Here is a 15,259-nt window from a genome sequence, read left to right as displayed (position 1 = left end):
AAAAATTTGGCCCATCAAAAAAGCCCATGGTTTAAATCATGGGCTTTTTTGATGGGCTTCGCCATTCTATCTTCAAAACAGATTGTGTTTTATCGGTCACTTTAAACCGGTCATCAATACGATAGCCAACTACCCATATAATTTTACGGTTCATTTCCAATACCCACACCTTCTCTTTGTCGGCCAGCGACAGCTTTTGATCTACAAAAAATTTCGCCAGCTTCTTCTTCCCCTTCATACCTAAAGGATAAAAATAATCTCCCGCTCTCCAGGGTCTCAATAACAGCGGATAGGCTATCAATGCTGCATCAAGCAGGGCTACATGCCCACCAGGTTCTGGCACCGTTTTTTGTGTTTGCATAAGGTGCAATACGCCTCCGGTATAATCGACCGTCCCCGGTTCCTCAATAACTACAGTTGCCTTATTAAAGTCTTTTAAAGGAGATATGATCAGATGCTTTCTGTCCTTTAATATACGATGTGAAGATGAGAGAATATATTTACCGGAATCACTGTTCAGCAATTGTACCACTTCATTTAACTGCGTCGCTTTAAACCCATAGGTTTTGATCAGCTCCAGTAACACCGTTTTCATCGCAGGTGTTTTTTGAAGCAACAACACCGGTATATACCATTCTTCTCCTTTTTGCACCAACAACTTCTTTGCAACCCTTGACAGCTCCTGCCGGTATAGTATATCCACTTCCTTAAACCGGCTGATATTGTCTAATAAATTCTGTTGTACCTCCGGATAGGTTTTAGCAATCATAGGCAGCACGGTATTTCTGAAATAATTACGCGTATAATCATCATGCAAGTTAGACGCATCCTGCACGAATGATAACTTATGGCGCTTCAAATAAGCTTCCAGCTCCAATCTTTTGGCAAATAATAAGGGTCTGCGTATTTGCTGATGAACAGGCTGCATCCCTGTAAGTCCGTTGATACCCGTACCCCGAAAAAAGTTCATCAACACGGTTTCAATATTATCATCGGCATGATGGGCCGTGAGAATAAAATCATAGCCCTGCTCATCGCATATTTTTTTAAACCATTCGTACCTGAGGTTGCGAGCCGCTACCTGTGTAGATAGTTTTTTCTCTTCAGCATACTGTTTGGTATTGAACTGTATCACGTGAAAAGGGACGTTCAGTTGTTGACTCCATTCCCGTACAAATAACTCATCCCGGTTACTATCCTCTCCTCTTAACTGAAAATTGCAGTGAGCAATACCAAAGTCAAAACCCGCTTCCTTACATAAATGACACAGCACTACCGAATCTACTCCCCCGCTAACCGCCACCAGCAGCCGGTTGCTTTTGGTAAACAGGTGATGATCGTTAATAAACGCAGTAAACTGGTCGTTTAAGCTCAAGCTTCCTTTATTTTCTTGCATTAGTAAATCAGGTATTCGTAAGCGCTCTTCATTTCACTGTAGGCATGTTGTTCGCCTAACTCTTTGGCAATATCCATTCCGCGCTCGTACACTTTAATCGCTTCATCATCCTGTCCTAGCCGCTCAAATAATTTAGCGAGGTGGTAATAGCTACCTACGTAATGAGGGTTATCGGAGAGCAATTTCTCAAAAACGCTTTTAGCATCGGTATCATTTCCGGCCTTTACATATTCTAAAGCCAATGCATGCTGCAAAAAACTATCCGAAGGGTTCTCCTTTAGTAGCTCTGTTATCTGATCAATTCTGGTCATGTTAATTTTTTATACGAATCTTTTTTTTATAGCAATATCCTTTTATCTTTGTTTTAGTTGCATAAACAACCTTTTTAAGTCATTTGTCATATGAAACCAGGTCGTTACATTGCTCAGCAACAGGCCATTGAAGCAACCGGGTTCAAATCGATACTATTTATAAACCTAAATATCAACAGATGAAAATACTAGTATGTGTTAGTAAAACGCCTGATACCACGGCAAAAATAGCCTTCACAGATAACAACACGAAATTTGACACAGGTAGTGTACAATGGATCATTAATCCAAATGATGAGTATTATGCTTTGGTTCGTGCTATTGAGCTGAAGGAAGCCGATGCATCAACTATTATTCACCTGGTTACTGTGGGCGCGCCTGATGCCGATGCTATCATACGTAAAGCATTGGCCCTGGGAGGCGATGAAGCGATACGGGTTAATACCGAAAGCCAGGACAGCTTTACCATTGCGTCGCAAATAGCAGAAGTGGCCAAACAGGGTAGCTATGACCTGGTTTTCCTGGGTAAAGAAACTATAGATTACAATGGTAGCTCGGTAGGCGGCATGGTGGCAGAATTACTGGACCTGCCCTATATTTCCCTGGCTACTAAATTTGAGCTCAACGGGACTACTGCCACCGTTACCCGTGAAATTGAAGGAGGCGAAGAGGTTTGCGAAGTAAGCTTACCGGTAGTGGTGAGTTGTAATAAGGGCATGGCGGAGCAGCGTATTCCCAATATGAGAGGTATTATGGCAGCAAGAACAAAACCATTGAAAGTGGTAGAGCCCGTTGCTGCTGAAGCACTAACAAGCATTGCTGAGTTTAGCCTTCCCCCGGCAAAAGCCGGCGTTAAACTGATTGATGCCGATAATGTAACAGAACTGGTAAGACTTCTGAGAGAAGAAGCTAAAGTCATCTAAGTGTAAGCATCGCAGTAACTCAATTATCTCACTTCAAATTTTTAGTTTATGGTTTTAATATTTATTGATATAGCCGAAGACGGCAGCGTAAAAAAATCATCATTGGAAGCGCTTACTTATGGAGCACAACTGGCAAAACAGCTAAGCGTGGAGGCACAGGGTGTGGTATTGGCACCGGCCACGGAAGACTTAAGTGCTTTAGGAAAATACGGTGTGAGCAAGATACACCAGGTAAAGAATGATGCGTTAAAGCATTTTGATGCGCAGGTATATGCCAAAGTGATCGCCCAGGCGGTGGAACAATCCGGTGCAACCGTTGTAGTGTTTTCAAACAATACCGACGGCAAAGCGGTAGCGCCGCGTCTTTCAGCCCGCTTAAAAGCCGGACTGGTAGCGGGAGCTGTGGCACTTCCCGACACGTCTAACGGTTTTGCAGTCAAAAAGAGTGTATTTTCAGGCAAGGCTTTCGCCAATGTAAACATCACCACTCCTGTTAAGATCATTTCATTAAATCCCAATGCTTTTAAAATAGAAGAAGGAACCGGGACTGCCGAAGTTGTAGCATTGAATGCTATTGTGGATACGCCTAAGCTAAAAGTAACTGCTGTTAAAAAACAGAGTGGCGAAGTTCCTTTAGCGGAAGCAGAAATTGTGGTGAGTGGCGGTCGTGGTCTGAAGGGGCCTGAGAATTGGGGCATATTAGAAGACCTGGCCAGGGAACTACATGCCGGACTGGCCTGCAGCCGCCCCGTTGCTGACGCACACTGGCGTCCGCATAATGAGCATGTAGGACAAACCGGTGGCGCTATTGCCCCTAATCTGTATATAGCAGTAGGTATTTCCGGCGCCATTCAGCACCTGGCGGGTGTCAACCGCAGTAAAGTAATTGTGGTGATCAACAAAGACGCGGAAGCTCCTTTCTTTAAAGCAGCTGACTATGGCATTGTAGGCGACTTATTTGACATAATTCCTAAGTTCACGGAAGCGGTAAAACAGTTGAAATAATAAATAATGATCTTATGCAACAAAGCCCACAATTTTGATCGTGGGCTTTGTTATGTTTCAGTCAGGGCTTATACCACCTGCCAATGCTCCACAAAAAACAGTAACCAGATAAAGGTGAGGAATAACCCGACCAGATTTAGTATCAGGATCGAAGGACTTTGCATAAACTGCCTGGCAAAAGAGAATATACTGACGATAGAAAATATGCTCACGCAGATGCAAACCAATAATACTGCCATATACTTCGTTGTGTTACCGGTACTCAATACTCTGGTCAAAACCGGTATATAATACACCACGTTAAAAAATACGATGAGCAGGGAACTCATCCAGTTAATATACTTGATCATATTGAGGGCTTTTAGAGGGTTGGAACATTAACGCTGCAGCGCCTTATAAACGGCGCGGGTAACAAAGGCACCGACCAGGTAATAAGACACAGTCAACAGCCTCTTTTGAGGCGTAGCCGCCACAGGTTCATCATTCAATCCCAAATGCTGTGGAAGTTTCACCGCACCAATGCCCGCCAGGGCGCCGGATACTACAGGGTTTGTTGTAGCAGTTACCCCGTAATAGACTGCATTGGATACTATATCAGAAGACAGGGTTGCCCAATAAGCTGATCGGGGATCATCTAAAGTAACATTAAAAGGCCTCAGTGACTTTTGAAGCGCTTCTTCTCCTAACTCATTGATTCTCGGAGCCCCTGGAAAACTGCTCCTGATGGTTTCATGCAGAATATTTAGTACTAATGCACCTGTGAGGCCTGCTACTATTTTTTTGTACATAGGATAATTTTTATTTTTTTGTACAAGAATTAAACCAATGACTGTTTTTAGTTCGCCAGCTTTAGCGTCAAATCTTATATTTGCGCGCCAGAAAGACGAATATGGCAATAGCGAATACGAAGACCTACTTACTATTTCAACCGGCATTATTATTCTCGAAAAAGAGCGTAATAGCAATAAAGCAGCTGATTAAAACGCCCGACGGCATTACTACAGGCGAACAGCCTTTATCCCGGGCACACATCAAGGCGCTTTTTAAAAGTTTCAGCGACGAGACCGTTAAGGCATTAATGGCATTTAACACGGTTGACCTTGAGAAAATATTGATTGCACTTCATCAACAAACCAGCTATATAGTTGACAAAGAAGAACAAAAAGCTGCGGTACAGGCCGCTTACACCCGGCATATCCAATCTATTACAGGAGCGCTGAGACGACAACCGGTTCAGGACTGGTATCATCCGGTGATATCCGGTGACAAAAGAGTGCAGAATGTTAAATGCAGCTTCTACCATTATCCTGTAGAGGTTAGTTTTTATGCCGACAAAAAAGATACACATTTTAGTATTGACACTTTTATTGAGATTGGGAAAGAAAAGTTTCCGATAAATGATTTTAGCCGCCATTATTTTTTGCTGGAACGCGATAACTGCTACTACCAGGTCTCACCTAAGAGCTATGAAGCGCTTGACTGGATCAATGCCCAGGATGCTTCTCAATGGACTATTGAACGAACGGAGCATTTTGAATCAGTGTTACAAAAACTGGCACAATGGGATGTTAAAATAGAAAAAGGAGATCTTGCTGAAGCTGAAATGATCATTGCAGAACCGCAGTCGCAGGTAATGGTAAGTGAGTTGAGCAATACCTTCCTGAAATTGGAGCCCCAGTTTGTGTATGATGGATTCACCATTGAGGGGCCTTTTGAACCGGTAACAAAAGTAGATACGCTCAAAAAGACAGTATTAGTACAACGCAATAAAGAAAAAGAAGAAGAGTTGGTACACTTCCTCCAATCTCTGCATGAAAAATTTTCTACTCAGCATAACGGTTTTTTCTACCTAAGTTTTGCTGAAGCGCAAAAGAAAGGGTGGTTTTTAAAAACTTATCACTTATTACTGGATCAGAATATTGACCTGCTCGGCATCGATTTATTAAAACATTTCCGCTATTCGCCTCACAAAGCTGTCACTACCATTCATCAGCAAAGCTGGGAAGGAGACTTTGCCCGAATTGAGATCAGTGTAAAATTTGGTAAAGAAGAAGTACCCTTAACAACCCTGCAGAAGTCGCTCCTCAACAATCAAAAAGCCATTATGCTTAAGGATGGCAGCCTGGGCATTTTAGGAGATGAATGGTTGCAGCAATATGGGCTTTTATTTAGACACGGAAAAGTTAGAAAGCATGAACTGCTGGTAGCCCGCTGGTTAACGTTAAGCGAGGGTACCGATAACGAAAATGATGGCGGCCTGATCAATACGGGCATCACGGCTGAGTGGTTTACCCGCTGGAAGCGCTGGGAAAAACAGGAAGACGAATTGTATACTTTGCCGGCAGGCTTGCAGGTGGAGGCACTCCGCCCCTACCAGCGTACCGGTTATGAGTGGCTCAGGTTACTGTCTGAAATAGGCGCCAGCGGTTGCCTGGCTGATGATATGGGATTAGGTAAAACGCTTCAAACGATTAGCTTCCTTTTGTATAAAATTGAAGTAAATCCCCAAAGCAAACAATTGGTTATTGCACCGGCGAGCCTGCTCTATAACTGGCTAAAAGAATTAGAAAAGTTTGGTCCGGATGTAAAGGCTGCTGTACTACATGGCTCTAAAAGAGATAAGGCCCTGTTACATGATGATGAAAACCGGATCATCATTACCAGCTATGGCACGATGCGCCAGGACCTGTCATTATTAGAAAATATTGCCTGGGAGACCATTGTTTTGGATGAGAGTCATCATATCAAAAATGCGGCTACTCAAACAACGCGTGCCGTATGGCAGCTTACCGCGAAAACCAAGATCGCCTTAAGTGGTACGCCCATCATGAACAGCACCAGCGATCTGCATAGCCAGGTACACTTCTTAATGCCCGGCTTATTAGGCACCGCTGAATTCTTTAAAAAAGAATACGCAATACCAATTGAGCAGCAGGCCAACGAGGAAAAAGCGGCTGCTTTACAAAAGCTGATACGTCCTTTTATTTTACGGCGAACCAAAGAACAGGTGGCGCAGGATCTTCCCGAAAAAACAGAATCTATCCTTTGGTGTGAAATGGATTCGGAGCAGCGTGCCGCTTATGAAACGATTAAAGAAAATATACGCACCAACATATTCACAGAAATAGAAAGTAATGGCCTGAACAAGGGAAAAATGAGTGTATTGGCAGGGCTAACCAAATTAAGGCAGCTTTGCAATAGCGCCGAACTGGTTACCGGTGAGGACCTGTTTACTTATGATAGTGTAAAAACTAAAGTACTTATTAACGAGTTAAAGTGCATCATTCCACAACATCACGCTCTTGTTTTTAGCCAGTTCACTTCCATGCTGGATCTACTGGAACGAGACCTGAACGCTGCAGGTATTTCTACCCTGCGGATAGATGGTCAAACCCAGGCACAAAAAAGACAGGAACTGGTGAACGAATTTCAATCTGACGATAGTAAGGCCGAAGTGTTTTTAATTAGTCTTAAAGCCGGGAATACCGGTTTAACGCTTACCAAAGCCGACTATGTATTTTTATTCGACCCATGGTGGAATGCTGCGGTGGAAAGCCAGGCGATCGACCGAACACATCGTATAGGCCAGCAACAGCATGTATTTGCGTATCGGATGATTTGCAGGGATAGTATCGAAGAAAAGATCATCAAACTGGCGGGAGGCAAAAAGAAATTGGCAGAAGACCTGATCACTACTGAAGAGAGCCTGATGAAAAGTCTTTCTATCGAAGACATACAATACCTGTTTGAATAGGCCAGCGTTTTAGCTCTTGAAAGAGACTACGAAGCTATTTTCTTCGTCCCGGTTGGTATAGCTTACATCAGCATTATTAGCCGCGAGTATTTTCTGTGTTAACACCAGGCCCAGGCCGTAACCCGCTTGCCCCCTGCTGTTCTCACCCCTAAAGAAATGCCGAAATAACATCTTCTGTTCTGCATCTGAAATGATTGCACCTTTATTGCTAAGGTGTATTTTTAGTAAGCCAGTTTGAGAAGCATCTATTTCGATGCTGCCCTTATTTTCTGAACTATAAATAATACAGTTGGACAGCAGGTTTTGAAAGGCTTGTTTCACGAGAAGCGGGTTTACCGAAACCTCCAACCTTTTTTCATTAAGCTCCTGCGGTGTGTATTTAATATGAAAATTAAAATCGGGATAAATAATATTGAGCTCACCGATAATATCATAGATCATTTCATCAATCCGGGTGTTATACTTTTTCAGCTGCTGGCCTGCCTCAACTTTCGATATCTCAAGAAGCACAGTAATGATGTTGCCCAGCGACTGAGCTTTTACCACCTGGTGATCCAGCTCCTGTTTTATTACTTCATTATCCGCAGCCCTGCTGATGCGTTCCAGTTCCGACACTAATACAGCAATTGGGGTTTTTAACTGGTGTGAAATATGATCGATAGTTCTTTTCTGAAAAGCAAATGCTTCGTTGGTTCGTCTTACTAATTCATTAAACCGTTCTGTAAGATGTTCTATCTCGTAGGTACTGGTTTTTACAGAAAGCGGCTCATTATTACTACTGAAATCGTAATGCTGTATATTATCAGCCAGTAAAGCGATGGGCCTGGATATTTTACCGGATATATATAATGAAACCAATATAACCAGGAGACTAAAGACAATAAACAATACAATCAGTACATTTCTCAGGTAAGAGAGTTTATCATAACCAAATGCGTCATAGGCTTTGATGATCGCATAATATACCTGGCGATTACTTTCGATATAGGCACCCAGGACGTCATAGTGCCGCTCGTCTGAAAAGACCGATTGCTGCGCCGGTGAAAGACTATGGAGTATTGAGCGGGCCGAAGGGATCTCAAGGCTGTCGAGACTGGAAAATATCAAATCTTTCTCTTTATCGTATACCAATAGTTTCTCATCGTAGAAATCATTGATATCCTGTTCATCTAATATAGATGATATTTCGGCACTTTGTTCCCGGTACTTCTGGATCAACTGAACTGTGTAGCGGATTTTATTTTGCTGCTGCTTTCTGAATGATTGTTCGCGATAAGAATAAAAGAGTATATATATCAGCAGAAAAGTAATAGCCGTAATGCCAATAACTGTTGAGCAAACATAAATCAATATCCGTTTTTTGATTCTCATGAAATATCCCAGTAATAGCCGTAACCCACTTTTGTTTTTATAGACTGTTGCCCGAAAGGCTTATCAATCTTATTTCTTAAGAAGTTAATATATACTTCAATAGTATTCGTATTGTAATCTACATTACCGCCCCATATTTCTTTCATCAACTCCGCCTTAGACACTATCCTCTCTTTATTATCGATCAGCATGTACAGTATCTGGTACTCTCTCGGTGTCAGCACGATCTCCTGCTGCCTGCGATATACCTTCTTCTGATCATCATTAATGACCACATCGCCGGCTACCAGGCTGGATGACACATCTCCCTGCAATTGCCTGGACCTTTTAACCAGGTTTTGTACACGAAGGCAAAGTTCCCGCATATAAAAGGGTTTGGTCAGGTAATCGTCGGCACCTGCATCAAAACCCGTTACCTTATCCTCTAATTCAGCAAAAGCAGTCAGCATAATTACCGGTGTACTTTTATTGTACTGGCGGTACGCCTTACATAACTCAAAGCCATTTTTACCGGGCAAATTGACATCCATGATTATACAGTCGAATGCCTCCTTCCGCAACACACGTTCGGCGAGCATACCGTCGTAGATAATCGTTACGTTAGCCTGTTCGGCCTTCAGGGCCTCCATTATATTCTGCGCCAACGTATGATCATCTTCAATCAGTAACAGGTTCATGCTGCAAAGTTATTACATCTCCGCCGAAGCCGGGAATCCACAGCTGTTTTAAGCACATTTTTATCTGCTTTAAGCTTTTCTTAAGGTGTTAAACTCCAGTTTTGCCGGCATCATGAAACGGATCCCTTTACTAAGTACGGCGTTTATTTTTTTATGGTTCAGCACTACGGCACAAGATACATTAACATTATCACGCGGCCAATGTGAGGCTATTTTCCTCCGGGAAAATCTTTCTCTGATCGCGGGTCAGCTCAATATTCCCATGGCGGAAGCAGAAGTAAAACAAGCCTCTTTATGGCCTAATCCTCAATTCACACTCGACGAAATCAATCTATGGGCCACCAGGCACCAAACCGGCGGCAAGGAAGTATCTCCACCTATTATCGGCAATTGGGGTCGAAACCAGCAATACGCCGTATCATTGGAACAGTTGATTTATACCGCGGGCAAACGAAAAAAATTAATGGCGCTGCAAGGTGTTGGCGTTGAAAAAGCACAACAGTATTTTAATGATCTGTTGCGAAACCTGAAACTGGAGCTGCGCCGGCAGATAACAGAATTACAATACCTCCAGCTTTCCGAACAGACCTTTCAAACACAATTGCAATCGGTAAACGACCTGCTAAGCGCATACGAGCGTCAACTTGAAAAGGGAAATATAGCTGCAATGCAGGTTACACGGTTGCAAAGCAAACAATTTGAGCTGCAAAAAGAACTACACGAACTAAAGCAACAAAACAATGAAACACAAAAAGAGCTGAAACAGTTGCTGCACTTGCCACCACAAACCTTTCTGAAACTTAGCTCCGAGCAATTTGAACGGGCGCTTACAGACGAAACCATCCCTACATACCAGGCCCTGGTGAGTAAGGCATCAACCAACCGGCCCGACTACCAGTTGGCACTGCTTGAAAAAAGCTATTTCGAAAAGTCTTATTTTTATGAAAGGGCTTTACGCACACCAGATATTACAGTTAACGGACGCTACGACCGCAATGGAAGCACAATGCTAAACTTTGTTGGATTTGGCGCTTCAATAGACCTTCCGCTCTTTAACAAAAACCAGGGTAATATAAGGAAAGCTGAATTGGGAATACAACAAGCCAAAATGCTTTCACAACAAGTACTACATAATGTAGAGACCGAAGTGGCAGCCAGTTATAAGTCATTACTGAATGCCCATGCATTTCAAAAAGGTATTGACCCTAAGTACCTGCAAAGGCTCGATCATTCCCTCGATGCACACACCCGTAACTTCCTATCCAAGAATATTAATATGCTGGAATACCTGGATTTCCTGGAATCTTACCAGCAAAATAAACTATCCATTCTTGATGCTGCCCGCGATTTAAACAATGCTGTAGAAGAGGTCAACTACGCATCGGGCACGGAACTGATACCCTAATCTCAAATACGAATAAATCTCCAATCGATCTAATCAACATAACATGAAAAGAATATTTTCAATCTGTGTAAGTATTATCCTTATCGCGGGCTGCAAGGAAAAGGAAGCAGCGCCTGTATCACAACAATTCTGCCTCGACAAAGAGCTTAAGTCAAAAATCAGTATTGAAGAAGCCCAAGCAGAACCTGTTGCCACAGGGGTTCATTTAACGGGCAATGTTGAAGCGAATGCAGACAAGCAGGTTACCTACTCCAGTTTAACCAATGGCATCATCAATAACGTATTCTTTTCTTTAGGTGACAAGGTGCAGAGAGGGCAGGTATTAGCTGAGGTAAAAAGCGTGGAGCTCAACAGCCTACAATCTGAATCAGGCAGTATCGTTCAACAGATCAGGGTTGCCGAAAGAAAACTTGAAAGTCTGAAAGACCTATATGCAGACGGTATGTCTTCTGCTAAAGAACTACAGGAGGCTGAAAGTGAACTTGACATCCTGAAATCGGAGCAGAGAAAAACCAGTGCTAACATGAGCCTGTACAATGCAAGTGCTTCAAAAGGCGTATTCCAGGTGAAAGCACCATCAAGCGGTATTATAACTGCAAAAAATATTGCACCCGGCACCTCACTCAATTCAGAAAGCGGGCCACTTTTTACGGTATCTAACCTGGACGAAGTATGGATAATGGCTAATATTTATACCAGCAATATCGCCGAGATAAAAGAAGGCATGCCGGTAGATATCACCACGCTTTCTTACCCGGGCAAAATATTCAAGGGTAAAATATCTATACTCTCACAGGTAATGGATAATGATTCAAAAGTACTGCAGGCGCGTATTGTTATGCCTAATAAAGATCTGTTGTTAAAGCCAGGTATGATGGTAGATATCATTGCTTTAAAACACGAAACAACTATGCAGCTGTGCCTGCCAGAGGCCGCCCTGGTGTTTGACAACAACGAATACTATGTATTAATATATAAAGAGGACTGCAGCATAGAAGTACGTAAGGTTAAGGCCGGAAACAGGAACAATAACAAAATCTATATATCCGAAGGGGTAACACCCGGAGAAAAAATCATCACCCGTAATCACCTGCTGATTTACCAGGCACTTCAATCATTTTGATCTCTGCATGTACAGGCAGATTTCCAGGTAACACAATTGCACCAGGATTGGTGTTTGATTAAATCCTTATCGATATGACAAAGATCGTTCAGCGAATTGTTTCGTTTTCTTTAAAAAATTACATTATCGTATTATTTCTGACTGCTTTGCTGGTGGTATCCGGAATAGTAGCTTACCTGCATACACCCATTGAAGCATACCCGGATGTAACTAATACCAGGGCACGTATCATTACACAATGGCCGGGCCGGAGTGCGGAAGAAATTGAAAAGTTCGTTACCCTTCCACTAATGAAGGAATTAAATACGATTCCTAAAAAATCGGATGTCCGCTCTATTTCTTTGTTTGGCCTGTCGGTTGTAACCGTACTTTTCGATGATGATGTAGATGACTTTTATGCACAGCAGTATGCCGCCAACAGGTTGCAGTCCATAGACCTGCCAGATGGCGCAGACGCCAGTATTGAGCCGCCTGCCGGAGCCACCGGTGAAATTTTCCGTTATGTTTTAAAAAGCAAGCGCGACATCAAAGAGCTAACTGCCATTCACGATTGGGTAGTAGAAAGGGAGTTGGTTGCTGTACCCGGCGTATCTAACATTATTAGTTTTGGAGGAGAAGAAAAGATCTATGAGATCAAGATCAACCCAACTGAGTTAGCTAACTATGATCTGTCTCCTTTAGATGTATATGATGCCGTAGCCAAAAGCAATATTAATGTAGGTGGCGATGTCATTGAAAGAGGTAGCCAGGCTTATGTAGTGAGAGGTGTGGGCTTATTAGAGCAGATAGAAGATATCGAAAATATCCTCATCAAAGTAAAAGGCAATACACCCATACTCGTAAAACATGTAGCGCGTGTAGAAATAGCAGCCAAACCAAGGCTGGGCAAAGTAGGTTTACAGGATGACACAGATTTGGTTCAGGGCATTGTGATGATGCTGCGTGGCGAGAACCCCGGAGATGTCATTCCGAGGTTAAAAGAAAAAATTGCCGAACTCAATAACAGCACTTTACCTGCAGACGTAAAAATAGAGCCTTTTATTGACCGTACAGAGCTGGTGAATGCAACCGTAGACACCGTAAGTAAAAATATTATCGAAGGCATTCTCTTCGTATCAATTATTGTCTTCATTTTTCTATTTAACTGGCGCACTACACTTATAGTAGCGTCGGTCATACCGCTCTCCTTCCTGTTTGCATTACTCATGTTGCGCATACAGGGATTACCGGCCAACCTTATATCCCTGGGGGCTATAGACTTTGGCCTATTGCTGGAAGGAACCCTGGTTATTGTAGAATCTGTTTTTGTAACCATGGAGGTCAGGGCCCATCAGCTGGGCATGGAACGGTTTAATAAAAGCAGCAAGCTGGGATTGATACGCAAAGGAGCGGGAAGTGTAGGTGGATATATTGTATTTGCGCAACTCATATTGATTGTGGCCCTGATACCCATCTTCTCTTTTCAGAAGGTAGAAGGAAAAATGTTCCGGCCGCTGGCATTTACTCTTGGATATGCGCTATTAGGCTCGCTCCTGCTCAGCATTACTTATGTGCCTGCATTGTGCAGGCTAATGCTTACCAAAAACATAAAGGAAAAGGAAAATGTCGTTTCGAAATTCTTCAAGAACAACCTGTTTCGTCTGTTTTTGTGGAGTAATCGCCGGCGCAGGATTGTTGTTATCGGTTTTATAGTAATACTGGCCGGATCTGCGGTAAGATTCATGTTTTACGGAACAGAGTTTATACCTAAACTTAATGAAGGAGCGCTATATGTCAGAGCCACATTACCCAATAGTGTCAACCTCGAAGAATCAACCCGGTTAGCAGAGGAAATGAAAAAGAAGGTCCGAGGTTTCGAAGAAGTGAAGTTTGTGCTCAACCAGGTAGGCAGGCCTAATGATGGCACGGATCCCACAGGATTCTTCAATATAGAATTCCACATACAATTACATCCGGAAAAGCAATGGAAACGTTCTGTCAAAAAAGACGAACTGGTAGAAGAAATGCGAAAGTCGTTGGATGTGTACCCGGGTATTGTATTGGGCTTCAGCCAGCCTATACAAGATAATGTTGAGGAATACGTAGCAGGTGTAAAAAGCTCGCTTGTAGTAAAGATTTATGGCAACAACCTTTTTGAATTGGAAAAATATGCCGACCAGGTGGCTAATAGCATTCGTACTGTTAAGGGCATAGAAGACCTGAATGTATACCGCAATATCGGTTTACCGGAGTTAAGAATACAGTTGCACGATCATAAGATGTCGCGCTATGGTATTGATATCGCAGATGCCCAGGCTGTGATAGAAATGTCGATCGGAGGCCGGGCCGCCACTAAGTTCTATGAAGATGAAAGAATGTTTGATGTGCGGTTAAGGTTTGATAAGCCTTACCGGGACAACGAAGAAAAGATCGGCGAAATGATGATCCCTGCCGAGGATGGCAAGAAAATACCCCTAAAAGAAATTGCTACCATCAGCTATATTACAGGGCCTGCCTTTATTTACCGCGAAGGCAGCAGCCGCTACATTGCAGTTGGCTTTAGTATACAGGGCAGGGATTTGGGTAGTACTATTGCAGAAGCCAAAGCCAAAGTAGCTAAAGAAGTGAAAATACCGGTAAAAAATAAAATGACCTGGGCGGGTGAGTTTGAAAGTAAAGAGCGCGCCTCTCAACAATTATCTGTTATTGTACCCGCAGTGTTGTTACTGGTATTATTTTTATTGTACTTTAATTTTGGCACCATTAAGGACACCCTTATTGCGGCCAGTACAATTCCCTTTGCATTCATAGGGGGCTTTCTTTCTTTGTGGATCACACAAACGGTTTTCGGTATTTCTGCCGGTATAGGCTTTATTATACTCTTTGGTGTAAATACAATCAACAGTATCATATTGATCGCCGTGATGAAAGAAAATATGCGGAGAATGAATTTAAAAGAAGCTATATCCAATGGAGTACATAGCCGTATCCGCCCTATTGTAATGATCGCATTGATGGGATCCATCGGGCTCCTGCCGGCAGCCTTATCTACCGGTATGGGATCAGAAGTTCAAAAGCCGCTGGCCATTATGATAGTGGGAGGATTACTGATTTGTATGATATTGTCGCTTACCGTGCTACCCCAGATATTCTATTTCAGTTACAGGCGCAAGGCAGCTAAGCAGCAAACCACATAATATCAAAGGCTTCAAATATATCGATAAATAACAGCGACTAAGGATCGAAGGCAACCCGTTATAGCATGCTATGATGGGTTGCTTCATTATGATAACTGACAGGTAGGTTGTCAACGAT

The 15,259-nt window shown here is 42.8% G+C and carries 12 protein-coding genes; 6 read left to right on the top strand and 6 right to left on the bottom strand.

All coding sequences use genetic code 11. The features are described 5' to 3' along the window. Positions 1–31: 31 nt before the first annotated feature. Together tilS and ACLOAU_RS00285 are read right to left on the bottom strand one after the other, a co-directional pair. Positions 32–1,396, bottom strand: a complete 1,365-nt coding sequence (gene tilS / locus ACLOAU_RS00290; protein WP_427859807.1) for a tRNA lysidine(34) synthetase TilS — start codon at positions 1,394–1,396, stop codon at positions 32–34. After that, a complete protein-coding gene (locus ACLOAU_RS00285; protein WP_427859806.1) occupies positions 1,396–1,707 on the bottom strand; it encodes a tetratricopeptide repeat protein in 312 nt (103 codons plus the stop codon). Before ACLOAU_RS00285 ends, tilS begins: the two co-directional genes overlap by 1 nt. A 179-nt stretch (positions 1,708–1,886) precedes the next feature. Between ACLOAU_RS00285 and ACLOAU_RS00280 the strand changes: the two genes are divergently transcribed. Then, positions 1,887–2,630 (top strand): electron transfer flavoprotein subunit beta/FixA family protein, encoded by a 744-nt coding sequence (locus ACLOAU_RS00280; RefSeq protein WP_427859805.1) that lies wholly within the window; start codon positions 1,887–1,889, stop codon positions 2,628–2,630. A 48-nt stretch (positions 2,631–2,678) separates the two neighbouring features. Continuing rightward, entirely contained in the window at positions 2,679–3,635 is a 957-nt protein-coding gene (locus tag ACLOAU_RS00275) for an electron transfer flavoprotein subunit alpha/FixB family protein (protein WP_427859804.1), read from the top strand. A 68-nt stretch (positions 3,636–3,703) separates the two neighbouring features. On the opposite strand, the gene ACLOAU_RS00270 is transcribed toward ACLOAU_RS00275, so the two are convergent. Both ACLOAU_RS00270 and ACLOAU_RS00265 read right to left on the bottom strand, forming a co-directional pair. After that, on the bottom strand, positions 3,704–3,985 hold the full coding sequence (locus ACLOAU_RS00270) for a hypothetical protein (RefSeq protein WP_427859803.1): 282 nt from the start codon (positions 3,983–3,985) through the stop codon (positions 3,704–3,706). Positions 3,986–4,012: 27 nt separating this feature from the next. Further along, positions 4,013–4,423 carry a hypothetical protein gene (locus tag ACLOAU_RS00265; protein WP_427859802.1) on the bottom strand — a complete coding sequence of 137 codons (411 nt, stop codon included), beginning with the start codon at positions 4,421–4,423 and terminating at the stop codon, positions 4,013–4,015. A gap of 80 nt (positions 4,424–4,503) precedes the next feature. On the opposite strand from ACLOAU_RS00265, the gene ACLOAU_RS00260 reads away from it, so the two are divergent. Further along, positions 4,504–7,389: a DEAD/DEAH box helicase gene (locus tag ACLOAU_RS00260; RefSeq protein WP_427859801.1), complete on the top strand. Its 2,886-nt coding sequence runs from the start codon at positions 4,504–4,506 to the stop codon at positions 7,387–7,389. A 9-nt stretch (positions 7,390–7,398) separates the two neighbouring features. Here ACLOAU_RS00260 and ACLOAU_RS00255 read toward each other — a convergent pair whose 3' ends face one another. Both ACLOAU_RS00255 and ACLOAU_RS00250 read right to left on the bottom strand, forming a co-directional pair. Beyond that, a complete protein-coding gene (locus ACLOAU_RS00255; protein ID WP_427859800.1) occupies positions 7,399–8,760 on the bottom strand; it encodes a HAMP domain-containing sensor histidine kinase in 1,362 nt (453 codons plus the stop codon). Then, complete coding sequence (locus ACLOAU_RS00250) at positions 8,757–9,437, bottom strand: response regulator transcription factor (RefSeq protein WP_427859799.1); 681 nt, start codon at positions 9,435–9,437, stop codon at positions 8,757–8,759. The genes ACLOAU_RS00255 and ACLOAU_RS00250 overlap by 4 nt, the downstream gene beginning before the upstream one ends. A gap of 112 nt (positions 9,438–9,549) precedes the next feature. Here ACLOAU_RS00250 and ACLOAU_RS00245 point away from each other — a divergent pair, with 112 nt between their 5' ends. The 3 genes from ACLOAU_RS00245 to ACLOAU_RS00235 all read left to right on the top strand — a co-directional run bounded on the left by ACLOAU_RS00245 (position 9,550) and on the right by ACLOAU_RS00235 (position 15,141). Beyond that, complete coding sequence (locus ACLOAU_RS00245) at positions 9,550–10,842, top strand: TolC family protein (RefSeq protein ID WP_427859798.1); 1,293 nt, start codon at positions 9,550–9,552, stop codon at positions 10,840–10,842. Positions 10,843–10,885: 43 nt separating this feature from the next. Next, entirely contained in the window at positions 10,886–11,965 is a 1,080-nt protein-coding gene (locus ACLOAU_RS00240) for an efflux RND transporter periplasmic adaptor subunit (protein ID WP_427859797.1), read from the top strand. Between the two features lie 74 nt (positions 11,966–12,039). Next, positions 12,040–15,141 (top strand): efflux RND transporter permease subunit, encoded by a 3,102-nt coding sequence (locus tag ACLOAU_RS00235; protein WP_427859796.1) that lies wholly within the window; start codon positions 12,040–12,042, stop codon positions 15,139–15,141. Positions 15,142–15,259 lie beyond the last annotated feature (118 nt).

It is taken from the genome of Paraniabella aurantiaca, assembly GCF_050309965.1.
Classification (GTDB): domain Bacteria; phylum Bacteroidota; class Bacteroidia; order Chitinophagales; family Chitinophagaceae; genus Niabella.
The sequence above is the reverse complement of the archived record's forward strand: the minus strand, read 5'-3'. Positions and strand labels throughout refer to the sequence as shown.

Excerpts from the sequence above, each read along its gene's own strand:
- tilS (WP_427859807.1), bottom strand. The coding sequence starts at position 1,396 with ATGCAAGAAAATAAAGGAAGCTTGAGCTTAAACGACCAGTTTACTGCG.
- ACLOAU_RS00285 (WP_427859806.1), bottom strand. The coding sequence starts at position 1,707 with ATGACCAGAATTGATCAGATAACAGAGCTACTAAAGGAGAACCCTTCG.
- ACLOAU_RS00280 (WP_427859805.1), top strand. The coding sequence starts at position 1,887 with ATGAAAATACTAGTATGTGTTAGTAAAACGCCTGATACCACGGCAAAA.
- ACLOAU_RS00275 (WP_427859804.1), top strand. The coding sequence starts at position 2,679 with ATGGTTTTAATATTTATTGATATAGCCGAAGACGGCAGCGTAAAAAAA.
- ACLOAU_RS00270 (WP_427859803.1), bottom strand. The coding sequence starts at position 3,985 with ATGATCAAGTATATTAACTGGATGAGTTCCCTGCTCATCGTATTTTTT.
- ACLOAU_RS00265 (WP_427859802.1), bottom strand. The coding sequence starts at position 4,423 with ATGTACAAAAAAATAGTAGCAGGCCTCACAGGTGCATTAGTACTAAAT.
- ACLOAU_RS00255 (WP_427859800.1), bottom strand. The coding sequence starts at position 8,760 with ATGAGAATCAAAAAACGGATATTGATTTATGTTTGCTCAACAGTTATT.
- ACLOAU_RS00250 (WP_427859799.1), bottom strand. The coding sequence starts at position 9,437 with ATGAACCTGTTACTGATTGAAGATGATCATACGTTGGCGCAGAATATA.
- ACLOAU_RS00245 (WP_427859798.1), top strand. The coding sequence starts at position 9,550 with ATGAAACGGATCCCTTTACTAAGTACGGCGTTTATTTTTTTATGGTTC.
- ACLOAU_RS00240 (WP_427859797.1), top strand. The coding sequence starts at position 10,886 with ATGAAAAGAATATTTTCAATCTGTGTAAGTATTATCCTTATCGCGGGC.
- ACLOAU_RS00235 (WP_427859796.1), top strand. The coding sequence starts at position 12,040 with ATGACAAAGATCGTTCAGCGAATTGTTTCGTTTTCTTTAAAAAATTAC.